This window comes from Arthrobacter sp. Rue61a (assembly GCF_000294695.2).
GTDB classification, from domain to species: Bacteria; Actinomycetota; Actinomycetes; order Actinomycetales; family Micrococcaceae; genus Arthrobacter; species Arthrobacter aurescens_A.
Genome location: NC_018531.1, coordinates 100,849 through 123,218, shown reverse-complemented (window position 1 = coordinate 123,218; position 22,370 = coordinate 100,849). Strand labels below are relative to the sequence as shown.

Annotated in this window: 23 protein-coding genes; 7 read left to right on the top strand and 16 right to left on the bottom strand. The window is 64.2% G+C overall.

From position 1 onward, the window contains the following. Nucleotides 1-10: 10 nt before the first annotated feature. Nucleotides 11-1,588 (bottom strand): D-glycero-beta-D-manno-heptose 1-phosphate adenylyltransferase, encoded by a 1,578-nt coding sequence (gene rfaE2 / locus ARUE_RS00600; protein WP_014920361.1) that lies wholly within the window; start codon nt 1,586-1,588, stop codon nt 11-13. Nucleotides 1,589-1,746: 158 nt separating this feature from the next. Here rfaE2 and ARUE_RS00595 point away from each other — a divergent pair, with 158 nt between their 5' ends. Further along, complete coding sequence (locus tag ARUE_RS00595) at nt 1,747-2,922, top strand: glycosyltransferase family 9 protein (protein ID WP_051024878.1); 1,176 nt, start codon at nt 1,747-1,749, stop codon at nt 2,920-2,922. Here ARUE_RS00595 and ARUE_RS00590 read toward each other — a convergent pair. From ARUE_RS00590 to ARUE_RS00560, 7 genes are read right to left on the bottom strand one after another with little or no spacing between them, the layout of a single operon-like run. After that, nucleotides 2,888-3,583, bottom strand: a complete 696-nt coding sequence (locus tag ARUE_RS00590) for an SDR family oxidoreductase (RefSeq protein WP_011772894.1) — start codon at nt 3,581-3,583, stop codon at nt 2,888-2,890. The two genes, ARUE_RS00595 and ARUE_RS00590, sit on opposite strands and share 35 nt — an antisense overlap. Nucleotides 3,584-3,614: 31 nt before the next feature. Next, entirely contained in the window at nt 3,615-5,024 is a 1,410-nt protein-coding gene (locus tag ARUE_RS00585; RefSeq protein WP_014920359.1) for a PfkB family carbohydrate kinase, read from the bottom strand. Next, nucleotides 5,021-5,653: a D-sedoheptulose-7-phosphate isomerase gene (locus ARUE_RS00580; RefSeq protein ID WP_286140392.1), complete on the bottom strand. Its 633-nt coding sequence runs from the start codon at nt 5,651-5,653 to the stop codon at nt 5,021-5,023. Before ARUE_RS00580 ends, ARUE_RS00585 begins: the two co-directional genes overlap by 4 nt. A 56-nt stretch (nt 5,654-5,709) precedes the next feature. Then, on the bottom strand, nt 5,710-6,978 hold the full coding sequence (locus tag ARUE_RS00575) for a glycosyltransferase (protein ID WP_014920357.1): 1,269 nt from the start codon (nt 6,976-6,978) through the stop codon (nt 5,710-5,712). Further along, nucleotides 6,975-8,060, bottom strand: a complete 1,086-nt coding sequence (locus ARUE_RS00570; protein WP_014920356.1) for a glycosyltransferase — start codon at nt 8,058-8,060, stop codon at nt 6,975-6,977. The genes ARUE_RS00575 and ARUE_RS00570 overlap by 4 nt, the downstream gene beginning before the upstream one ends. Next, on the bottom strand, nt 8,057-9,145 hold the full coding sequence (locus ARUE_RS00565; RefSeq protein ID WP_014920355.1) for a glycosyltransferase family 9 protein: 1,089 nt from the start codon (nt 9,143-9,145) through the stop codon (nt 8,057-8,059). Before ARUE_RS00565 ends, ARUE_RS00570 begins: the two co-directional genes overlap by 4 nt. Continuing rightward, a complete protein-coding gene (locus ARUE_RS00560) occupies nt 9,142-9,696 on the bottom strand; it encodes a D-glycero-alpha-D-manno-heptose-1,7-bisphosphate 7-phosphatase (protein WP_014920354.1) in 555 nt (184 codons plus the stop codon). The genes ARUE_RS00565 and ARUE_RS00560 overlap by 4 nt, the downstream gene beginning before the upstream one ends. Before the next feature lie 86 nt (nt 9,697-9,782). Here ARUE_RS00560 and ARUE_RS00555 point away from each other — a divergent pair, with 86 nt between their 5' ends. Then, the gene (locus ARUE_RS00555) at nt 9,783-10,745 is read left to right on the top strand and encodes a glycosyltransferase family 9 protein (protein ID WP_014920353.1); all 963 of its coding nucleotides are present in this window, start codon (nt 9,783-9,785) and stop codon (nt 10,743-10,745) included. Nucleotides 10,746-10,752: 7 nt separating this feature from the next. Here the strand turns inward: ARUE_RS00555 and ARUE_RS00550 are convergent, their stop codons facing one another. Further along, the gene (locus tag ARUE_RS00550; protein ID WP_014920352.1) at nt 10,753-11,529 is read right to left on the bottom strand and encodes a sigma-70 family RNA polymerase sigma factor; all 777 of its coding nucleotides are present in this window, start codon (nt 11,527-11,529) and stop codon (nt 10,753-10,755) included. A 141-nt stretch (nt 11,530-11,670) separates the two neighbouring features. Here ARUE_RS00550 and ARUE_RS00545 point away from each other — a divergent pair, with 141 nt between their 5' ends. Beyond that, on the top strand, nt 11,671-12,411 hold the full coding sequence (locus ARUE_RS00545) for a GAF and ANTAR domain-containing protein (RefSeq protein WP_014920351.1): 741 nt from the start codon (nt 11,671-11,673) through the stop codon (nt 12,409-12,411). A 16-nt stretch (nt 12,412-12,427) separates the two neighbouring features. Here ARUE_RS00545 and ARUE_RS00540 read toward each other — a convergent pair whose 3' ends face one another. The 3 genes from ARUE_RS00540 to ARUE_RS00530 form a co-directional block, all read right to left on the bottom strand. Beyond that, nucleotides 12,428-12,823, bottom strand: a complete 396-nt coding sequence (locus ARUE_RS00540; protein ID WP_011772884.1) for a DUF1761 domain-containing protein — start codon at nt 12,821-12,823, stop codon at nt 12,428-12,430. Between the two features lie 78 nt (nt 12,824-12,901). Next, nucleotides 12,902-13,756 carry a helix-turn-helix domain-containing protein gene (locus ARUE_RS00535; RefSeq protein WP_014920350.1) on the bottom strand — a complete coding sequence of 285 codons (855 nt, stop codon included), beginning with the start codon at nt 13,754-13,756 and terminating at the stop codon, nt 12,902-12,904. A 38-nt stretch (nt 13,757-13,794) separates the two neighbouring features. Continuing rightward, complete coding sequence (locus ARUE_RS00530) at nt 13,795-14,640, bottom strand: Cof-type HAD-IIB family hydrolase (RefSeq protein WP_014920349.1); 846 nt, start codon at nt 14,638-14,640, stop codon at nt 13,795-13,797. 218 nt (nt 14,641-14,858) lie between these two features. Here ARUE_RS00530 and ARUE_RS00525 point away from each other — a divergent pair, with 218 nt between their 5' ends. Further along, entirely contained in the window at nt 14,859-15,887 is a 1,029-nt protein-coding gene (locus tag ARUE_RS00525; protein WP_014920348.1) for a hypothetical protein, read from the top strand. A gap of 30 nt (nt 15,888-15,917) precedes the next feature. Here the strand turns inward: ARUE_RS00525 and serS are convergent, their stop codons facing one another. Next, nucleotides 15,918-17,198 carry a serine--tRNA ligase gene (gene serS, locus ARUE_RS00520; protein ID WP_014920347.1) on the bottom strand — a complete coding sequence of 427 codons (1,281 nt, stop codon included), beginning with the start codon at nt 17,196-17,198 and terminating at the stop codon, nt 15,918-15,920. A 112-nt stretch (nt 17,199-17,310) separates the two neighbouring features. Between serS and ARUE_RS00515 the strand changes: the two genes are divergently transcribed. Then, nucleotides 17,311-18,372 carry a diacylglycerol/lipid kinase family protein gene (locus tag ARUE_RS00515; protein ID WP_011772879.1) on the top strand — a complete coding sequence of 354 codons (1,062 nt, stop codon included), beginning with the start codon at nt 17,311-17,313 and terminating at the stop codon, nt 18,370-18,372. Here the strand turns inward: ARUE_RS00515 and ARUE_RS00510 are convergent. The 3 genes from ARUE_RS00510 to ARUE_RS00500 form a co-directional block, all read right to left on the bottom strand. After that, the gene (locus ARUE_RS00510) at nt 18,369-18,599 is read right to left on the bottom strand and encodes a hypothetical protein (RefSeq protein WP_043470919.1); all 231 of its coding nucleotides are present in this window, start codon (nt 18,597-18,599) and stop codon (nt 18,369-18,371) included. The genes ARUE_RS00515 and ARUE_RS00510 overlap by 4 nt on opposite strands. Nucleotides 18,600-18,703: 104 nt before the next feature. Continuing rightward, the gene (pheA, locus tag ARUE_RS00505; protein ID WP_011772878.1) at nt 18,704-19,636 is read right to left on the bottom strand and encodes a prephenate dehydratase; all 933 of its coding nucleotides are present in this window, start codon (nt 19,634-19,636) and stop codon (nt 18,704-18,706) included. A 32-nt stretch (nt 19,637-19,668) separates the two neighbouring features. Then, a complete protein-coding gene (locus ARUE_RS00500) occupies nt 19,669-19,995 on the bottom strand; it encodes a rhodanese-like domain-containing protein (protein WP_011772877.1) in 327 nt (108 codons plus the stop codon). 154 nt (nt 19,996-20,149) lie between these two features. Here ARUE_RS00500 and ARUE_RS00495 point away from each other — a divergent pair, with 154 nt between their 5' ends. Further along, nucleotides 20,150-20,893 (top strand): Type 1 glutamine amidotransferase-like domain-containing protein, encoded by a 744-nt coding sequence (locus ARUE_RS00495; protein ID WP_014920345.1) that lies wholly within the window; start codon nt 20,150-20,152, stop codon nt 20,891-20,893. Continuing rightward, complete coding sequence (locus tag ARUE_RS00490; protein ID WP_014920344.1) at nt 20,886-22,322, top strand: amidase; 1,437 nt, start codon at nt 20,886-20,888, stop codon at nt 22,320-22,322. Before ARUE_RS00495 ends, ARUE_RS00490 begins: the two co-directional genes overlap by 8 nt. Nucleotides 22,323-22,370: the final 48 nt, after the last annotated feature.

Below are 22,370 nucleotides of genomic sequence, written 5' to 3'. Positions count from 1 at the left end.
GTCTGCTTCCTCAGCTCTGCGGGGTTTCGCCCGTGGAACGGATGCGTTCCAATACCGCTGTGGTGGAGTGTTCGGGCACGTAATCCAGGATGGTCACGGTGCCGCCGTAGCGTTCCACGGCTTCGGTTTCCTGGAGCATCTCCGGTGTGTAATCGCCGCCTTTGGCATAGACATCCGGCCGCAGGAGATCTATGAGCGGTATGGGAGTCGGGGTATCGAAAACCGTGACATGGTCCACGCAGCTCAGTGCGGCGATGACTGCCGCGCGGTCGGCCTCGTGGTTGACCGGCCGGTCCGGGCCCTTGAGTTTCCGCACGGAGGAATCGCTGTTCAGCGCGACCACCAACACGTCACCCAATTGCTTGGCTTGGTTGAGGTACCGCGTATGGCCGCGGTGGAGGACATCGAAGCACCCGTTGGTCAGCACAATCCGTTTGCCTTCCCGGCGGTGCTCATCCACCTGCCGGGCCAACTCTTCATCCGTCAGTGCAGTATCGGCGAACCCCCGCAGGTGCTTTGCCAGTTCTTCAGTGGTGCAAACGGAGGTACCTGGCCGATGGACGACGACATCGGCTGCCGCCTGAGCCAGGTTCACGCTGGTGGTCAGCGGCAATCCCGCGGCCCGGGCGATCGTCAACGCGGCCACGAAAGTGTCGCCGGCGCCCGAGGCCTGCTTCTCCGCCTGGGGCCGCGCCCAGGTCCGGTGGGTTGCCGGCTTCTGCGAGGTGTCGTTACGCCGGATCGTCAAGGTCCCTTCCCGGTCCAAAGTCACGACGACGGCGGCCGCACCTGAGGCGCGCAGGAGCTGGTCCGCGTGTGCTTCCACGAAGGGACACCTGGCAGCCCCTCCGGGGAACTCCGTCCCGAGCAACCTGGCGGCTTCCTGCGCATTGGGGGTAGAGAGGTCAGGCCTGAGCTGTGCCCAGCGTCCTGGATAGTGGGCGTCCACTACTAGCAGGGTGTCCTGCCGGGCATTGGAAGAGCGGGCCTCCACGGAATCCGGGCCGTCGTTTCCGGGACCCAGGTGATGGAAAATTGCGTCCCGCACCGCCCCGTCCAAAGCTCCCGCTCCGTAGTCGCAGAGAACCACGGCTGACGAGGTTCGGAGTGCTTCGGGGATGGCAGCGGCCATCTGGCGGAGGCCATCAGCGGGGACCTCCGTGGCGGCGTCGTCCAAACGCAGCATCACCTGCCCGCCGCTGCTCACGCGGAATTTGGTGGTGGTGGTCATATCCTCATGGGCGACGACGTGAGATACGTCCACTCCCGCCGAGCTGAGCTGCTCAAGGAGCTTATGGCCTCCGGAGTCCTGCCCCACCAGTGAAACGAAACGAACGTCCGCCCCCATCGCGGCGAGGTTCATCGCCGTATTGGCGGCACCTCCCGGGGCGAAGTCGCGGCGCTGGACCTGGACCACGGGGGCCGGGGCTTCGCGGCAGAACCGGTCAATGGTTCCATCCCACCAGCCATCCAGGATGGAATCTCCGATGACCGTCACCACAGGACGTTCCTCGGCCAAGCGACCTGGCAACCAGTCAGCCAAGCCTTCTTGATTGGCCAGGCCTTCTTGATTGGATAGGCGTGCCATGGGGTACCTTCCGGTTGGGCTTACAGTTTCCTGTTCCCCTCAGGTACCCCGCGGCACGGGCTTCACACGCCGAACCCGGGAGTTTCCGCCCGGAATCACTGCGGCCTCGGAGCTACGGAAGAGCCAGACCGCAGCATTGGCAGCGAAAGGAATCATCCATGGAGAAACCGCTGACGAATCCGAGCCCCGGCGTTGGCCCCGTGCTGGAAAAGTTCAATGACGTCAAGCGAATCGCGGTCCTCAGGGGCGGCGGTTTGGGAGACCTGATCTACACCTATCCCGCCCTCACTGCGTTGAAGAACGCGTACCCCGATGCCACCATCACGCTTCTGGGAACTCCGGTCCATGCGGCCGTGGTGGCTGCGATGGACGGTCCGGTTGACGACGTCCAGATGCTGCCCGTTGCGCAGGGCGTCCACGATGGCCCCCGAAACGGGGAGCGCTTCGAGGATGATGCGGAGGACGTGGCGGAGCAAGAGGCCTTTTTCGAGGCCATGCGCGCCAAGAAGTTCGATGTCGCGTTGCAGATGCACGGCGGAGGGCGTTTCTCCAACCCTTTCCTGCTCCGCCTGGGTGCACGGCATTCCGTGGGCACGCGCACCAGGGACGCTGAGCGGTTGGAACGGAACCTGGACTATGTCTACTACCAGAACGAGCCGGACCGCTGGCTGGAGCTCGCAGGCCTGGCAGGAGCTCCGCCGATCGTTGCGCCTCCCCTGCGCCCGCGGCCGGAACACCACCGGAACATCGCGGGATTCAGGGACCCCCAGCGGAGATCGCTGGTGGTGGTTCACCCTGGTGCCACCGATCCGCGGAGGCGGTGGCCGGCGTCGTACTTCGCTGAAGCGGTGGCCGCAGCAGCAGCCGAAGGAGCGCAGGTGTTGATAGTGGGCGACAGCTCCGAGAAGGCGCTGACGCAGGAAGTCGAGGAGCTTGCGGTTCGCCAACTCGCGGAAGAGGACCGGATGGCTGTGCGCTCCGTGGCTGGGGAACTGGACATCGGAGACTTGGCTGCGCTCCTGGCGGATGCCACGGTGATGCTCGCCAGCGACAGCGGTCCCCGGCACCTGGCCCAGGCAGTGGGGACGCCGACGGTGGGGATTTATTGGGTGGGCAACGCGTTCAATGCCGGCCCGCGGGGGCGGAGCTTGCACCGTGTCCATATGTCGTGGGTGACCCGGTGCCCGGCATGCGGAGCGGATGTGACCCAAGTGGGATGGACTGCACCGCACTGCGGCCACGACGACACGCTCATCAGGGGCATCGCCGTGGCCGACGTCGTTCAGGACGTCCTGGACCTTACGGCCACGAGCCTTCTTCTGCGGGGCAAATAAGGAGTTCGCGGACCTCGCTGCCGAACGGCTGGGAGAGGGCGAACACCACCGCCTGCGCCACGTTGGCGGGATCGTTGAGCTTGGAATCGTCCTGCGGCTTGTACTGTTCGTCGCGGTCGTCGAAGAAGTGCGTCTTCATGCCGCCCGGGATGATGGTGGTGACGCCGATGACGCCCCCGGTTTCGGCGGCGAGCGCGCGGCTGAAACCGATCACGCCGAACTTCGAGGCGCAGTACGCCGTGGCATCGGGCAGCGCCCGGAGGCCGAGCGTTGAGGCGATAGTGATGGCCCGGCCGCGGGATCCCTTCAGGTACGGCAAGGCCGCACGGATGACGGACACTGTGCCCAGGAGGTTCACTCCGATGACCTTTTCCCATTCCTCTGCCGGTACGTCGCCCAGCTTGCCGCAGCGATCGATGCCTGCCGCCGTCACCACTCCGTCCAGGCCGCCGAGGGTCTCCGCGGCCTCTTTGACGGCTGCTTCCACGGCTTCGCGGTTGGAGACGTCCACTTCCAAGGCCTTGGCGCCGGACACGTTGCTGACGTCGCGGTCGAAGACGAAGGGTGTGCCGCCGGCGTCGCGGATGGCTTCCACGATCGCAGCGCCGAGTCCGGAGCCGCCTCCAGTGACGATGACGCGGCCGGGTGTTTGCGTGTTCATGCGGTTCCTCTCGGTTGATGGTTGCTTGTTGTCAGCTGACTTTGGCCAGTGCTGCCGCCAGCCCGCTGGTGGAGCGTGCCGGGTGGAAGGGCACGGTGACGCACCGCCCTCCCCAACCCGCAACCAGGCGGGCTTCCGGCAATTCTTGGGGGGTGTAGTCGCCACCCTTGACCCAGACATCGGGTCGGATTTCGCTGAGGCAGGCTTCGGGGGTGTCCTCGCCGAAGACCACCACGGCGTCAACGCATTCGAGTGCCAGCAGCAACTCCGCGCGGTCTTCGACGCTGACGATTGGCCGGTGTGCGCCCTTGAGCCGCCGCACGGATTCATCGGAATTCAGGCACACGATGAGGCAATCGCCCATGCTGCGTGCCGCGGCCAACGTCCGGGCGTGGCCTGCGTGGAGGAGGTCGAAGCACCCGCCGGTCGCTACCACCGTGCCTCCTCTGCTCCGCACTGCGCGAGCTAGGTGGACGCCGTCAGGGCTCAGGTCTCCGGCGTCAACGAGTTCCAGGCCCTTGAGTTCGACGGCGGGGCTCGCCGCTGGCGCCTCACCCACCACCGCCAGCGACGCCGCTCCGCCAGCTGCCAGGAAGGCCGACGCATCCTCCACTGCCTTGGTGGCTGCTTGCGCGAGTTCCAACCCGAGCCCCAAGTGCACGGCAAGGCTTCCAGCCAGCCGGTCTCCCGCTCCGCAAGGATCGGCGACGTTGGTTTTGGGTGCGGGGATGCCTTGCGCCCGACCACCGGCCGACAGCAGGACCGCCCCGTCCTCGCCTCTCGTCACCAGAACTGCACCACTGCCCCACTTCCCGAGCAGGTAGCGGCCGGCTTCTTCAGCACCCGTGCGGGACGGGTCCAGCCCGCCGGTTGTCGCGGATGCAGTCGCTTCGGCGAGGTTTGGGGTCACGACGGCGACTCCCGCCACGGGTTCGGAACCGGCAGGATGCGGGTCCCACACCACAGGGACGCGGCGGGCTGCTTCTGCGAGCGCGGTACGAATGTCCGGGTTGGTGGTGATTCCCCGGCCATAATCGGCCACAACAACCGCCTCAGCAGAAGCAATGGCAGCCAGCATTTCCGCCGTGCTTAACGGGATCGGAGCAGGAGCACATCCTTCGTCGAAGCGAACCATCGGATGTGTCCCGATGCGCACACGGGTCTTGGTGGGCGTCGGGGCGAGCGGGGCTCCGGCGAGCACGGACACCCCGGTCAGTGCCCGCCTGAGGTGGCTGGCGCCGTCGTCGTTCCCCAACGCGGTGACCAGCGCGACCTCGTGACCGTCGTGCGCGAGGACGGTAGCCACGAGGCCCGCGCCGCCCGCACGACGCCGGATGTCCGCGACGTCGACTACCGGCACCGGCGCGTCGGGGCTGAGCCGGGTGGCGGCCCCGTTGATGTCGACGTCGAGGAGCACGTCACCTACCACCGTGATCCTCATGGTTGACTCCCGCCATGAGTGCTTGCGCGCCGGGCCACCTCGGCGTCAAAGGCCCGGCACACGGCGTGGACGGCAATGAGGTGTCCTTCCTGGGCGTTCGCGGCGATGGCGTCCACGGTGATGGCTTGATCGCAGGCCTCGGCGAGCGGGTTGGGGCCTGGGCCCGTGAGTGCCCAGGTGGTGATGCCGCGTTCCCGTGCTGCACGGACGGCTTTGAGCAGGTTGGGGCTGCGGCCACTGGTGGAGAGGAGAATCAGGACGTCGCCGGCACGGCCGTGGGCCCTTACCTGCCGGGCGAAGACTTCCTCGTAGCCGTAGTCGTTGGCGAGCGCAGTGAGGGCGGAGGACTCTGCGTGGAGCGAGATTGCGGAGAACGGTGCGCGTTCTTCATCGAACCTGCCCACCAACTCAGCAGTGAGGTGCTGCGCCTCCGCCGCTGAGCCGCCATTGCCTGCAGCCAGCAATCGTTGGCCGGACAGCAGCCTCTTGGCGAGTTCGGTGCCCCACTCGGATAAGCGTCCTGACTGCGAGCGCAGGGATTCCAGGGCGGGCAGGACGTTGTCCAGGTGGGTGGTGACCTCAGCGTGATGGGTGGAATTGCTCGTGTCCGGGGACCACCGGGCGGGCACGGTATCCGGGACCGCCGACGGGAGCGTGGATTCTTGGGTCACAAGGCCTTTGATAGTCACAGCGCCGTTCCTTCCAATGGTTCCAGCCCTTCGTCAGCTTGCCGTGACAGCCCGGCAGCCAGGACAGATCGGTAGGCCTTCTCGGTGTCCGCGGCTATGCGTTCCCAGGCGTAGCGGGAGCGGGCCCGACGGGCGCCGGCACGACCCATGTCGGATCGAAGTCCCGGGTCCGCCAGCAGCTTTGCGAGTGCCTCCGCGAGGGCTTCCGGGTTCCGGGGCGGCACGTGAAGGCCGGTCTTCTGGTCCACTACGGTCTCCCGGAGGCCGCCCACCGCAGCTGCCACCACAGGCACTCCGCAGGCCATCGCCTCGAGTGGAACGATGCCGAACGGCTCATACCAAGGGGCGCAGACCACGGCGTCTGCGCTGCGGAAAATTCCGGGCATCGCGTCACGTGGTACCTGACCACGCAGGGTTACGTTGTCCTCGACGCCGAGTTCTTTCGCCAAGGCATGGAGCCTCTGGGCCTCAGGGTCTTCTTCAAGCGTCAGGGCATCGCCGGAACCGCCAACTATCAGCAGTTCCACGTCGTTGAAGCCCGCCTCGGCCAGCAGCGGCAGGGCCTGGATGATCAGGTCCACGCCCTTGCGTTGCACCAGGCGTCCCACACTCAGGATGCGATGCGTGCGGGACTTGGGTTCGGCGTCGGACGTTCCGGGGAACAGAGTGAGGTCCACGCCGCAGGGTGCAATGGAGATCTTGGACCGGCTGATGCCCAAGGCTTTAAGTTCGAAGACCTCGTCGGGGCAGGTCGCGATGACCCAGTCAGCGGCGCGTCCTACCCACGGTTCCAGCCATGCCCTGGCCGGCGGGCTGGTGTCCGCGGCGCCTTGGTGTCTGCGTTTCACCGATCCGAGGGCATGAAAAGTTTGGACCACTGGTACGGGATCGCTAGCTCCTGCACGGCGCGACGCTTGAATGGCAGCGAGCCCGGACATCCAAAAGTGCGCGTGCATCACATCCGGGAGCTGCCCCGCCCAGTCCGCGCAGATCCCGTCGGCCAGCTCTCCCATGAACGGCAACAGCTCATCCTTGGGGATGCGGCGAGCCGGCCCGGCGTCCACGTGCACCACGGTGAGGCCCGGACTTACCTGCACCTTTGCGGGTAGGGCCGGGTCATCACGCCGTGTGTACACGGTGACCTGATGGCCGCGTTCAGCCAGGCTTGAGGAAAGTGCGGCGACGTGGACGTTCTGCCCTCCGGCGTCGACGCCTCCCAAGGCCGCCAGCGGACTGGCGTGCTCAGAGACCATGGAGACTTTCATGGGTACGTCCTCTCGGTGTCATGGCTGGCATCGGTGTCATGGCGGGCATCGGTGTCATGGCGGGCGAAAGCTGTGCCTGATTGCGGACGGCTTCCACTGCGCGTGGCCTTGGGAAGTTCGGCCAGGAGTTGATCCCAGGCCCCAAGAAACTTATTCAGTCCGTAGCGTTGCAGCGCGGCCTCGCGGGCGATGATGCCCATGGCGTAGGCGTCGTCGGGGTCGTCCAGCAACCGCCGGGCGAACTTCCGGAGGTCGTCGACGTCGTTGGAGACCAGGCCTGCACCCCGCGGAATAGCGCGGCTCGCCTCTGTGGTGGCCAGTGCCAGGACGGGCATGCCCAGGTGCATGGCTTCCAGGAGTGCCAACCCCAGCGACGTCCAGCGCAGAGGATGAAGGTACAGCCGGCAGCGGGCCAGCTCCTGGTGGAGTTTCGGGGCGGGGACGTCACCGGCGATGCGTAGCCTTTCCTCGCTGAGCCCGGATCTCTTGAGGTTCAGTGCTTCGCGCAAATCCTCTGTCCCCATGCCGAAGACCCGCAGCGGTCCCACACCGGCAAAGCCCGGGAGCAGATCCGTTCCTGTGACCCGTCCACGCCGGACAGGTTCATTGACCACCACGCCCATCTCTTCCTGCTCACCGCTGTACAGGTGTCCCGGGTCTGGAATACCGTGCTCGATCACCGTGGTGGTTGCAGTACCCGTGTCCCAGAAGAGCTGGTTGAAATGCGTTACGTGGACCACGGGGATGGTGCTCTGGTCCGCCAAGGGGTGGAGCGTGAACGGGACGTCGCCCTTGGGGGTGTTGTGCTCCAGGTAGACAGCCGGAAGGTCCACGCCCGGGCGGCGGCCGAGCGCTCGGGCCACTGCCGCGATTTCCTCGGGCCGTTGCAGGACCACTGCGTCCACGCTCCCCGGATCGAGGCTCTCCAGGTCCACTTCCTGCGCGGCGGCAGGCCACTCACGGCCACCTCGCCCCAAGCCCCAGGCGCCGCCGTCGGACGATGTTGGAAGCAGGTACTCATGCCGACCGCGGACGAATGCTTCCATCCATCCGCCGTGGACGTGCCACACCAGGATCCTCATGGTTTCCAGACCTTTCGTCGAGTGGACAGTGAGGACACGCCTCCCAAGAGCCTTTCGACGGCTTCCACCACCTGCTCCGGGGTTACCGAGCTCAGGCAAGGATGTCCGGGGACCGGGCAGACGCGGGCGCGGGTGTTCTTGCAGGCCGCGTCCTGGTCTCCCAACAGTTCAAGGGGGACGCCGTAGGGTGCCCAACGGATGGCTGGAACCACCGGGGCGAACAGGCACACCACAGGCGTGCCTACGGCTGCCGCCAGATGGGCGGGGCCGGTGTTGCCGGTGACCACGACGGCGGCTCCCGCAAGTACCGCTGCGAGCGTCCGGAGGTTCGTTCCGCCGCCGAGGTTCCGGGCGGAGGGGCCCGCCACTGTTGCCGTGAGTGACGTTTCGCCCGGGCCTCCAGTGACCACCACCCTGTGCCCGTACGCTTCAAGGAGTTCCACCGTGGCGGCGTTGTGCAGTGCAGGCCACGCCCGGGCCGGGGCGGCGGCTCCCGGGTGGACCACAATGTATGGGCCTTCATCCGCCAGCCCTTCGGCCAGCCCTTCAGGATCCGGACCGGAGGTGATGCGCAGCTTTCCGTCGTCGCCATTCGGCAGCACGTAACCACCGGCCTCTGCAATGGTGAGCGCCCGGACCACTTCCGGCTGGTCCTCCGGAAAGTCTTCGCCAGGCTTGAGCCGGACGTCCAGGAGTGAGCCCGCATAGTCCGTGGATGCGCCCGTGATTTTTTGAACGCCCGCCAAGCGCAGGAGCAGCGCGAGAGGGAGCGGGGACTGGTGGAAGGACGTCAGGATGACGGCTTCTTCGATTCGGGAACTGCGGACAAAGTCGATCAGCGCGTTGGTCGTTTCTTGCGTCGGGGGCGGTGCCGGGTTCACGATCCACGGGCACGCCCACGTGTGCACTTGGGTGACCCCGGGCAGCATTTCCGCAGCACTCGAGCCTTCAGGGCCGCAGAGCAACACCACGTCGTTGGGGCGGCTGCCATCGGGCCGGCTTCCGTTCGCCACGGCACGCAAGGCAGGTCCCGAAAGGAGGACGTCGCCCATGCTGTCCAACCGGGCTACCAGAACCCGGCTCATACAGGGGCATCCTGTTCGTCCAGCGCCCCGGAGAGCAGAAGCTCCACTGCATGGCCCAGATCCTCGGCAACACTGCTGGCAGCCTCGATCTCTTCACGCCGCGTGACACTGGTCGGCACCAGCACAGCCCTCGCACCCGCCGCGGCGGCGGCTTTCATGTCAGCACCGATGTCGCCAACGAAAGCAGCCTCTCCCGGCGTGATGCCCACGGCCAGGCAGGCCGCCAGAATCATTCCAGGCTCAGGTTTGCGGCAGTGGCAGCGGTCATCGGGTCCGTGCGGACAGAATTCCCACACGTCGAAAGGACCGAGCACCTGCTCCACGCGCTGGTTGACGGAGTGCATTTGCTCCAACGTCAACAGCCCACGCGCCACGCCCGACTGGTTGGTCACCACTCCGGTGGCCAGCCCTGCCCGACGTACTTTTTCGAGGGCAGACAAGGCGCCGTCCATGGGCCGCACCAGCTGCGGATCCCCGTTGTAGGGCACGTCAACAACGAGTGTTCCATCGCGGTCAAACAGGACCGCCTTCAACGTTCCGGTTCCTCCCATACCCGCAACGTTCCCCAGTTCCCCGGGCGCTAAACAGTGCGGCCGTGAGAACTTTCGTGCGGCTAGACTCCTAGCGGGAGGCCACCATGGACACAGCCTTGGACAGTCAAGAGAACAACGATCAACCCCTGCTGCTTGCCCTGCGCGCCCTGAAACTGGGCGACTTGCTGGTTGCCGTTCCGGCGCTCCGGGGCTTGCGCCGGGCGTTCCCCGAGCACCGGATCCTGTACGCCGCACCAGCCTGGATCGCAGAGGCTTTGCAGCTGGTGGGCGGCATTCACCACCTGCCAACACCCGGGCTCGACGACCCCCTCACCGTCCCGCGAGGAGCTGTGGACATTGCCGTGAACCTGCACGGAAACGGGGCCGAGAGCCGTATGCGGATTGAGGAACTGCAGGCCAACCGGGTGGTGGCGCACAGCTCGCCCGGGACTGACGGACCTGAGTGGACCACTGGAATCCCGGAACGCGAGCGCTGGACGCGTCTGCTCAACTGGCACGGCATCCATGCCGACCCCCTGGACTACCGGCTGAACCGTCCCGCCATCCCCTCACCGCGTCCCCGAGCCACCGTTATCCATGTGGGCGCGGCTTACGGGAGCCGGCTGTGGCCGGTGGAACGGTTCGCGGACGTCGCCGTGGAACTCGCGGCAGCCGGACATGACGTGGTGCTCACGGGTGGCGTGTCGGAGCGCGGGCGCGCTGAAGAGACAGCCGCCTTGGCCAAGCGCAAAGGAGCAAACCTCGACGACGGTTTGCTGGCTGGGGAGCAAGGCCTCGCCGAGTTCGCGGCCACCATCGCCGAAGCCCGGTTGGTAGTCTCTGCGGACACGGGCGCGGCACATCTGGCCTCCGCCTACGAACGTCCGTCCGTAGTGCTGTTCGGTCCCGCGCCCGCTGAGGAATGGGGACCGCCTCCAGGGCCGCACGTGGTGCTCACCGCCGTCGAACTCCGCCGCGGTGATGTGTTCTCAACCGATCCTGATCCCGCGCTCCTGGCGGTAAGCGTCCGCGATGTTCTGGACGCCGTGGAGCGGCTGGGCTGCTAAGCGGTTCTCAGGGGGCTGTCCCGTCCAGCAGTTGAGCTTCTTCGTCCAGCAGCTGCGTTTGGAGTGAAACGAGGATTTTGGAGAGCTTCCGCGATACCTGCATTTGCGACATTCCCAGTGCCTCGGCAATGGTGGACTGCGTTTCTTCGCGGTAATAGCGGCGGTAGAGCAGATGCCGGTCCTCGGCGCTCAGACCACGGATAGCGTTGCGCAAAGCCAGCACATCCTCCAGCCGGTCTGTTGGGCAACCGAAAGCTGAAAGTGATCCTTGGAGACCGTCCCGCCCGTCGGATGCCGGAGCATCCAAAGAGTCCGGGCGCTTGCTGGTACCGGCCATGAGTGCTTCGCGCACCTGGCAGGGCTCCAGGTTTAGGTCTTCCGCCACTTCCTCCGGAGAGGGGGTGCGTTGCAGCGTTTGGGTCATTTCCTCCGTCCGTGCCAGCACCTGGCGGCGGACGTCTTGGATAGTGCGGGGTGGGCGCACCACCCAGCAATGGTCGCGAAGGTAGCGCTTGACCTCTCCGGCGATGGTAGGTGCGGCGTAAGCGGGGAAACTGACCCCTTTTGCCTCGTCATAGCCGCGCGACGCCTTGATGAGGCCCATATACGCAACCTGCCGGACGTCGTCGAGGTCATGTGTATGAGCGGAATATCTGGCGGCAATGGACTTGGCCAGATTGAGATGATCCAAGACCAAACTGTCTTGGAAGCTCTGCCGGATGCTGCCTTCAGGAGCGCCTGCAGGGGGCATGGTGCGGACGTCGAAAGGTCGGGTTTGACGCATGGGGCTTCAATCCTTTGACCGAAGGAGAGGGTGAGCCCACGGCAAGACTCCTTAAAAAGAGAAGCACACTTACTATTAGCTTTCAACGGGTGCCCCGGGTTAGTCTCGAAAGGTAGCCATATCCACGGATCGGAGATCCACATGGAAGACCCCCAACTTGCAGAGCCGAGTACGGTGCTGTCAGATATTCAGGACTTGCTGCTCAGCACGCCTGACGTCGAGGCGTTCCTCGAAGAGTTGGCCCGGCACTCATCGGAGATGTTCACCAGCCCAGACCACGAGGTCTACTGCGGCATCACGCTGATGCGTCACCGCAATGCCGGCACTGTGGCCAGCAGCAGCGAACGCGCAAAGCAACTGGATGAGGTGCAATACGCGTTCGCCGACGGTCCCTGTCTCCATGCTTGCCGCGAGGGCACGCAGGTCCACATCCCCGATTTTGAAAAAGACAACACGTGGCCTGACTACAACGAGGCCATCACCGACCACGGCCTTCGCTCTGTCTTGGCGGTTCCCTTCCCACTTCCGGACGACACCTCCCGGGCAGGCCTGAACTTGTATTCCGACCGCCCCAACGCCTTTGACCAAGCAGCTGTTCAACGCGCAAACGACTACGTTCAACAGGCTTCCAAGGGTCTTCAGTTGGCCGTTTTGATTGCCCAGCACAGCCAAACCGCCGCCAACCTGAAGGCGGCCATGGAGTCGCGGACCGTGATCGACATCGCCACAGGAATCATCATCGCGCAAAACCGCTGCACCCAGGAGGACGCGATGGAACTCATCAAGAAGGCCTCCAGCAACCGGAACGTCAAGCTGCGGGTGGTGGCGCAGGCCATTGTTGAGTCTGCCGGCGGCGGACCGATCCAAACCGTCTTCAAATAGCTGTGTGTTGCGGGCGTCAGCCCTGCATCGCACCGATGATTGCGCCCATAGCCGTGAAGGTGACCACGTTGTAACTGCCGTTGATCGCGAACAGCGTCAAGCTGCGGCGCTCGAACAGGTAGTTCACTCCAAGTGCAGTCGCCACCCACCCCAGGCCGGCGGCAAGACCCGCAAACGACCCGAACGCGAAGCCACCACGGCCAATGAAAGCCGCCAGAAACACGGCCATCACCACAGCAAGAACAAACGAACCCACAAACACACGCGCCGTTCCGGACTTCAACTGCTCATCACTCACACCCGCTGCCTTTTGCCAAGGTTTGGCGAAGAGCACCGAATACCACAGCCCACCCACCACAAAAGTGGCGAGAGCAGCCAACAGAACTGCGAGCCAATTGATCTGAATGTCCATCGATGTCCTCCAGGGTGGGCCGTTCCTGAATGGACAGTACGTCAGAGCCGGGCCGTGGTCTTGTAAAAACCCCGCAGGCTAACCGGTCACTTGCTCCAGCGGGACAAACGTGGCGTATTCCGCTCCGTAGCTCTGCACCACCTGCAGGTACTCCGTCGGCGTGAACCCGCTGAAGCGCCTGAAGGAACGGATCAGGTGCGGTTGGTCGTAGTAATCCGCCAAGTGCAGCAGGTCCCTGCCCGGCACTGCGCCCTTGGGGAGCGCTGCAGCCTGGTTCACGATCCTGTTGAAGCGGCAAACATCCGAATAAGCTTTGGCCGTAGTTCCACAATCACGCATGACGATGCGCTCCAGCGTGGATGTGCTGATACCTAGCTCGGCCGCCAGCACGCCGATTTCGACGTCCTCCCGGGCGAGGATTTCGGCTGCCTTCACCACTCTGGGATCTGCTCGGTAACCGGGCCTAAGCAGGTGTTGGAGGAAGGTGCTCAGGGCCGTGAACGCCTGCTCAGGTTCCGCGCGGGTGAGGGGCGAGCGCAGTTCCGAGAAGCCCGGGAAGATGCTTTCGGCGTCCACTACGCGGTTCTGAAACCCCGACGGCGGCTGGCTGGTGAACGCTGCCAGGCCATAGGGAGTCAGGCGGGCACCCACGTTGAAGAGCTGGTCCGGGTTTTCGCTGATCAAATAGCTGCGCTGCAGTCCAGCATAGAAACCTGTGGAGACTTCAGTGGCCTTGGGCTGCTCAGTGCTCCCGGCCGGACTGCTTTCGCTTGGGCTTATAAGGCGGTAGGGGTCCGACAAATTCAGGATCAGGTGCGCCTCCGGCCCGGGAAGAATCTTCTCGTACCGGGCCTGAGGCTGCGCGCGAACAAACCACAGCCGGGTGACGAACGGCTGCAGAATTGGTGGCGCCGGGCACTCTTCGTAGAACACAGGCCCAGTCTAGGCAGCCCCGCTCTGCCGCGTGGCAGTTACAGCACGCTGAGCAGAACCTGCGCCGCGCCGTCGTCGAGCACTGACGCGGTGACCTCATCCGCAACTGCGATCACTTCATCAGGCGCCTGGCCCATAGCAACGCCTCGGCCAGCCCAAGTGAGCATCTCGATGTCGTTGCGACCGTCACCCACTGCCACCGTGTTGGCCAGGTCCGTGCCGAGCTTGTGGCGCAAGGCCTCCAACGCACTTGCCTTGGTGACGCCCTCGGCTGCGATGTCCAGCCATGCGGTCCAACCCACCGAGTAGGTCACGCCGGAAAGTCCGATGTGCCTGATGGCCTCGTTGAACTCGTCCGAAGTGTTCTCGCTGCTGAAGACCACTACGCGGACTGCCGTGGAATCCAACATGGTCTGGAAGTCCACGCCGATGGACTCCACGCCGAAACTGGCATCCTGAAAGCGTTCGGTGGACAGGAAGTTTCCGTCCTCATCCTCCAAGGCGTACTTTGCGTTGGGCAGCCGTTCGCGCAGGGCCTTCAGAGCCGGGGCGGGATCGAAGGTTGCCTTGTGGATAATCTCGTAGCCCTTGTCCAACGAGGGATCCAGACGAAGTGTCACACCACCGTTACAGCACACGGCGTAGCCCCGCTCGAGGCCTATCTGCTGGATGATGGGAAGCGTGGCGTTGAGGGAGCGGCCCGTGGCGATCATGACGTCGTGGCCGCTGGCCACCACCGCCTGCGCAGCGGAGCGAACAGCCGGGGACATGTGGCCGTCATGGTCCACGAGTGTGCCATCGACGTCCAAGGCGATCATGAGCTTGTTGTTGTTATTCGGCTGGTCATCGATGCCAGCAACTGGAGTATCAGTCAAAATAGTCATGCTTACAGTAGAACAGACACCTCCGACACTGAACTAGGACCGGCGCCACAGCTACGCGTTAACTGATGGTGAATAGTGCCCCCGTTTTCACCCTCTTCGGGACAATTCACCCCCGGGGACGATGGTGATTTGTCCGCGGAGGGATGAATAAGTTGGTTGCTTTCCACATAGCCGACTTTCCTCGGAGTCGTGACCTCCCCTTGGGGCAACAGTGGTTTATGGACTATGGGAACGAATTCATCGTAGCTGCCCGCTACGCGCTGGAAACCGGCGCGTCACGGCAGCTCAGCCGCCGATACGAAAAGGGCGAACTCGTGAGGGTACGCAGGGGAATCTACACGGACAAACAGCATTGGCTCGCGCTCAAACCGTGGGAACGCTACAGGGCGACTGCGCGGGCTGTGGCCGCGGAGAACCCATCCGTGGATTTCTGTTATGAAACCGCGGCACTCTTCTGGGGACTCCAAATAGTTGGCGTGCCCTCACACATCCACCTTGCCAACGCGTCGCGCGGGCATGCTGGCGCCCGAAGCCCGAGCACCATCGCGGCCGCCCTGAAGCCGTCAGGAACCAACGGACTGGAGAGGATCCGTGCATACGGAATCTACCGGCACCACTACAACACCGTGACCGTCTTCCACCGTGGATTGCAGCTCACCAACTTGGTGCAAACGGCAGTGGATGTCATATCCAGAGGTTCATTCAGCCACGGCGTCGTCCTGGCCGATCACGTCATCAGCGCGTCCCGGTTCAAGAAGCTCTTTACCAGCAAAGAAGCGCTGGAAAAGGCCGCCGGGAACCTGTCTTCCGAGGCCAAAAGACAACGGGTGAACCACATTCTTGAGTTTGCCAATCAGAATTCCGGATCCGCAGGCGAGTCACTGAGTCGTGCGCAGATGCTCTTGCTGGGTTTTCCTCCCCCGGAATTGCAGATCGAGTTTTACGATACCGAGGGCTTCATAGGCCGCACGGACTTCTTTTGGCGGGAACAGGGAATTATCGGGGAGTTCGATGGTGATGCGAAGTACCTGCGGGACGAATATCTGGGCGGTCAGAGTGCCCGGGAAGCTGTCCTGGCCGAGAAGAAGCGAGAGGACCGGCTGCGCGCCCTCGGGTTCACAATAGTGCGCTGGGACTGGGCCACAGCCAAGGACCCGGCCAAGCTCTACGCGAAGCTCCTCGCGAAGGGACTGGCTCCAACAAGAAACACCCACTTACGGACAATTCACCCGCGTGCTCGAGGGTGAATTGTCCGTAGGTGAGTGTCGGCCGAAAAACTAGAGAACCGGCAGAACCTCAAGCCCGCCAAGGTACTTCTGCAGTGCCTTGGGAACGTTGACGGAGCCGTCCGGGTTCTGGTGGTGCTCGAGGATGGCAACGATCCAGCGCGTGGTGGCCAGGGTGCCGTTCAGCGTGGCAACGGCGCGGGTTCCCTTGGCAACTCCTTCGTCGTTGATCACGCGTTCGCGGATGTTGAGGCGGCGTGCCTGGAACGTGGTGCAGTTGGACGTAGAGGTGAGCTCACGGTAGGCGTTCTGCGTGGGGACCCAGGCTTCACAGTCGAACTTGCGGGCTGCGGACATTCCCAGGTCACCGGCGGCGGTGTCGATCACCCGGTAAGGAAGCTCGCACTTGGCAAGCATCTCCTCTTCCCAGGCCAGCAGGCGCTCGTGCTCGGCCGCTGCTTCCTCAACGGTGGTGTAGATGAACATCTCCACCTTGTTGAACTGGTGCACGCGGATGATGCCTCGGGTGTCCTTGCCGTGCGAACCGGCCTCACGGCGGTAGCAGGAGCTCTGGCCGGCGTAGCGGATGGGGCCCGCGGAAAAGTCCAGAATCTCATCTGCGTGGTAGCCGGCGAGGGCCACCTCCGAGGTTCCCACAAGGTAAAGGTCGTCTTCAGCGAGACGGTAGATCTCGGCGTCGTGCTTTACATCAAAACCGGTGCCCTGCATGGTCTCGGGACGCACCAAAGTGGGGGTGATCATGGGGACGAAGCCAGCGTCGATGGCCTGCTCCATGGCCATCTGCAGCAGCGCCATTTCCAACCGGGCACCGACGCCACGGAGGAAGTAGAAACGTGAACCGGAGACCTTGGCACCGCGTTCCATGTCGATCGCGCCGATCAGCTCACCGATTTCAAGGTGATCCTTCGGCTCGAAGTCCGTGAACTCACGCGGCGTACCCACGGTCTTGACCACAACGTAGTCATCCTCGCCGCCCTCGGGGACACCGTCCACCACCAGGTTGGGGATGACGCGGAGCAGCTCTTCCTGCTTGGCCTGTGCAGCTGCGGCTTCAGCAGAAGCGGCCTTGACCGAGTTGGCGAGTTCCTTGACCTCGGCCAGCAGGGCCTGCTTTTCCTCGCCCTTGGCCTGTGCCACCTTTTTGCCGAAGGCGTTCTGCTCGGCGCGGAGGGTTTCATGCCGGATCAGGGCAGCGCGGCGATCGGAGTCAGCGGAGATGATCGCGTCCACAACGGACTCGTCGGCGCCACGGGCGCGCTGGCTGGCACGGAACTTGTCCGGATTTTCGCTGAGGTCTTTTACGTCGATCACCAGACAAGAGTATCGAATCGGCTGCGACTTCCCGGAGCCAGGCCCTCCACGAGTCTGGCGTCCCACCAATCGGGGAAATTCAGTAGTGCCCAGGACGATAGTGTTGGAGCACATGAGCGACTGGATCCTGTACCTGATTCTCGCTGGGGGCGTGGCGTTTGCCGTCTCCAGTTGGTGGGGTGTGCGCCGATTGAAAGCCCGCCACATCAGGAGCGCGGTTCGCGAGGACGCCCACAAGCCGGGCCCCGGGGATCAGCGGGTTGCTGTGATCCTGAATCCGGTGAAAAACAACGCGGAAGTAGCCCGCCAGGCCATTATTGACGCCTGCGATCTTGCCGGTTGGGACGCGCCCAAGTTTTTTGAAACCACCGTGGACGATCCCGGCTATGGCCAGTCGCGCCAAGCGCTGGCCTACGGAGCCGACGTCGTCCTTGCGTGCGGCGGCGACGGTACAGTGCGCGTCGTGGCTGAATGCCTGGCGCACAAGAACGTGGCCATGGGCCTCATCCCGTTGGGCACCGGAAACCTGCTGGCGCGCAACGTTGACCTGGATGTCACGGACATCGCGGACTGCATTCAGGTTGCGTTGTTCGGCCACCAGCGTTTCATTGACACCGCCACCATGGGCATCGACAACGACATCACCGGTGAGTCTGCCGAGCACACGTTCCTGGTTATCGCGGGCATGGGCTTGGACGCCGAGGTTGTTGGCGACACCAGGGACAACCTCAAGAAGAGCGTCGGCTGGCTGGCTTACACCGAGGCCGGCGTCCGTCACCTTCCTGGTCGCCGCAAACGCGTCACCATCACCATGGATGACCAGCCCGAGCAGACACGGAAGATACGCAGCGTGCTGTTCGCCAACTGTGGATTGATTCCAGGCGGCATCGACTTCATCCCGCAGGCCATGATCGACGACGGCATGTTGGACATTGTGGTGATGAGCCCGCGCAGCGCCTTCGGCTGGCTCGCAATGTACACAAAAGTCCTGTTCAAGCACAACGCCAACTTGCCGATGATGAGCTTCTACCGCTCCGGTAAAGTCACCATCCGCAGTCAGGAACCGATGGCTACCCAGCTCGACGGCGACCCGTCGGGTGAGGCGACGACGGTCACCGTCCAGGTGGCGCCAGGGTCATTGTTGGTGCGCGTACCGAAGGCCAAGACCGCCTAGACAGCGCCTTTTTCAGGTTGAGCCGCTTTACTCTCGGCTTCTTCGGCCGCGGCCTTGGCGGCAGCCCGAGCCTCGGACTGCTCCTTGATCATGGCTTGTTCTTCTTCAAAACGCAGGCGATCCGCACGATCAGCATCGTCGCCGTCCCAGTCATCTTTGTTTTCACTTGAAGGCTTGGGATTGACGATCATGCCCTGGCCGTCTTTGTCATCGCTGTGGACCGTCATGACCGCTCCCTTCATTTGGCATTCATCCATCGTTTATGGATCAGGCAAGCATACGCACAGAAGCATCCTTGCGAAAGGGCCGCCGTTCTGCCTGTGGACAGCGCCTACGAGCCCTTAAGAATTGAATCCACCCATGCGTGAGCCGAGGCGAAAGCAGCGTCCGATGTGTGCGGGGCAACCACGGCCGGCTGCTTGTCCGCTCGGGCGTAGGAGCCCAGGAACCGGGTTGCCGGACTGATCCGGTGGAGGCCGGCAAGGGCGTCGGCCACCCGCGAATCGGTGGCGTGTCCGTCGGCGTCGATGCTGAAGAAGTAGTGGCCCAGGTACTGTCCAGTGGGGCGAGATTCGATGCGGCTGAGGTTCACTCCGCGGGAGGCGAACTGGTCCAGTATTTCCATGAGCGCACCGGGGTGATCCTCCGGCAGGGGCACCACCACGGTGGTCTTGTCTGCCCCGGTTCGCTCGGGCAGGGCACCGGGTCGACTCACCAGGATGAACCGCGTGACCGCGTCGGGGTTGTCTCCGATGTCCTCGGCCAGAACGTTCAGGCCCGGTTGTTCGGCAGCAATCAACGGGGCACAGATGGCGGCCTCATAGGGAGCGTCGTCCTCCAGCAGGCCCATGGCGGACGCCGCCGTCGACGATCCCGGAACGTAATCGGCGTTCGGAAGGTGCTCATCCACCCACAAACGGCATTGCGCCCACGCATGGCCGTGCGTCGAGATCCGTTTGATGTCTGAAAGCTCGACGCCGGGCCTCGCCACGAGCACGAAGGTGATGGGAACCAAGGCCTCACGGATGATCCGGAGCTCTTGGCCTGTGGCGATCGCGTCCAGGGTGGCTGTGACCCCGCCCTCCACCGAGTTCTCGATGGGGACCATGGCCGCATCCGCCTCGCCGGCACGGACCCGCTCCAGCGCTGTGTTGACGTTGGTGCAGGGGATGCGTGTGGCGTCGGCAGCACCCGGCACCTGCATGAGCGCAGCCTCGGTGAAGGTGCCTTGGGGGCCGAGGAACGTGTAGGTGACTGCGGACATCCGAAATATTCCTTGCTGGTTATATACGTGGGTTACAGGACAACCGGTTTGAGCCCGTTGTCTGACACCATCGGCTTTCCGGCCTCAAACCACATGTCCATGCCGCCGGCAACGTTGACGGCAGAGTAGCCTTGGCCCACCAGCCATTGCACCGCCCGGAAGGAGCGGCCTCCGGTCCGGCAGATGACGAACAGGTCGTCGTCAGGATCGAGTTCTTCCAAGCGCGCGGGCAGTTGGTCCATGGGAATGTGGCGTGCACCTTCGGCGTGCCCGGCCACCCACTCGTAATCTTCGCGGACGTCCAGAATGCTGGCGTCGGCCGGAATGTCGCCCACAGGCACGGTATCGAAGTCGCTCATGGCGGTCCCTTCCCATCGATTAAGTCCAGCATCCAGCCTAGTCCCCGAGGCGTGACACCGTAACTTCACGGAAAGCCCGCCCTTGCTTCCCGACGCCCGGACGTTAAGACTGGGACGGAAGCCACCCACCCTCGGCCCGTTAGGAGTACCCCCAATGGCTACTGGGCAGCCGACCATTCTGGCAACGTCCGGTGGATACAAGCCCGGCGAACGCACCAGGATCGAGTTCAACCACCTGATGCATTACGCCGTGGAGTTGTCCGGCGTCTCCGGCCGTGCGCCGCGGGTGACACACATCGGTACGGCGTCGGGTGATCAGCGCTGGTGGGCGGCTGAAATGGATCAGGCAGCACGCATTGCGGGGTTCGACTTCAGCCACCTCAGCCTCTTCACGATGCCCAACATCGAGGACCCGGAAGCGCACCTTCTGGAGCAGGACGTGGTGTGGGTGAACGGTGGGTCGGTGGTGAACCTCCTGGCAGTTTGGCGGGCTCACGATCTGGACGGAATTTTGCGGAAGGCCTGGGAAAGCGGCGTAGTGCTGGCCGGCGTCTCGGCCGGGTCCATCTGTTGGTACCAAGGCGGCGTCACCGATTCCTTTGGTCCGGAACTCAAGCCTGTCACCAACGCGCTCGGTTTCCTCCCCTATGGCAACGGCGTCCACTACGACTCCGAACCACGTCGGGCACCCGCCATCCACAGGTTGGTGGCCAACGGAACGCTCGGTGAGACGCACTGCACGGACGACGGCGTGGGGCTGGTTTACCGGGGCACGGAACTCGCGGAAGTGGTGTCCGAAGTGAAGAACAAGGCCGCCTTCCGGGTGACTGCAGGCGCCGGCGAGAGTGTGGACGCTGTCGCTGTGGAGGAACGGTTGGAGTCGCGTTTCCTTGGTTGATCCCTCATCGCAGGACCTTTCACGACTCACAGCTGTAGCGCTCCGCGATGCCTTGGCTTCGGGGGAACTCTCAGCGCGGGAGGCAACATCGCACTTCCTGTCGGCCATCGAAACCCGGAACAGGCAACTGGGCGCCTTTGTCACAGTGACTGCCGAGCAAGCCTTCACCGACGCCACGGCCGCGGACAAGCTGCACGCGAAGCTGATCCGGGAGGGCCGCCCCGAAAAGCTGCCGCTGCTTCACGGCATGCCCATCGCCTTCAAGGACCTCACCGATGTGGCCGGCGTGCCCACCACGCACGGCAGCGCAGCCCTCGAGCATAAGCCTGCGCCGGAGGACGGTGCCCTTGCAGCAGCCCTGAAGGATCAAGGCGTCATCTCGCTGGGTAAGACGCAGGTTCCAGAGTTCGGACTGACCGCCTACAGCGAAAACCGCGTGGCGCCGCCGTCGCGCAATCCGCATTCCCTGGCGCGAAGCTCCGGTGGATCCTCGGGCGGTAGCGCCGCGGCGGTGGCCGCGGGACTTGTTCCGTTCGCTCCGGGGACCGACGGCGGCGGCTCCATCCGCATTCCTGCCGGCGCTTGCGGTCTGGTGGGGCTGAAGCCGGGACGCGGGTTGGTACCATCCGGGGCCAGCGCGGGAGATGCCGCCAAGTTGGTGGTTGCGGGACCGCTCGCAAGAACGGCGGCGGATGCGGCGTTGCTGATGGACGCACTGGTACCCCAGCATCAAGCGCCCGACGGCGGTTACCTCGCCAACGTGGGGCGGGCGCCGGAACCCCTGAGGATCGGGGTAAGCCTGGACAGCCCCTGGGCCGGCGTCTATCCGTTCGGGGTGGAGCCGGAAGCGATGGACGCTCTGGAACGTGGGGCCGAGTTGCTCGAGAAGACCGGTCACAGCCTCACTGAAGCGGAAATCCGCTACGATAACCGCTATCCGGAAGCGTTCACAACAGCCTGGACTGCCGGCGTCGGGAGTGCCCGGATAGCACCTCAACGCGAGGCGTTGCTGACCCCGTTGACCCGGACGTTCCGGCGTCGGGCGCAACAGCGGAGCGCTGTGAAGGTCAACGAGGCACTGGGTTTCCTGCGGCAGTTCGAGCACGACACGGTCACCCAATACTCCGCATGGGACGTGATCCTCATGCCGACGTTGGCGCAGACACCGCGTCCCATCGGCTGGTTTACCGGCGGCGGACACAGCGGCGAACCGTGGCCGAGCGAGTGGGCCGGCGACGCGGATGAGGACTACAAAAGGCAATGCGAGTACGCGCCCTGGTCCTCCATGGTGAACGTGTGCGGGCTTCCGGCGATCAGCATCCCGGTGCACACCACTGCCGCAGGGTTGCCCATGGGGATTCAGGTCATCGGCCGGATGGGATCTGAACTGCTGCTTCTCCAGCTGGCAGCCGCCCTCGAGACCCCATGAGACTCGTGTCTAACATATGGAAAGTGGTTGCCCCGGGCATTCATCGAT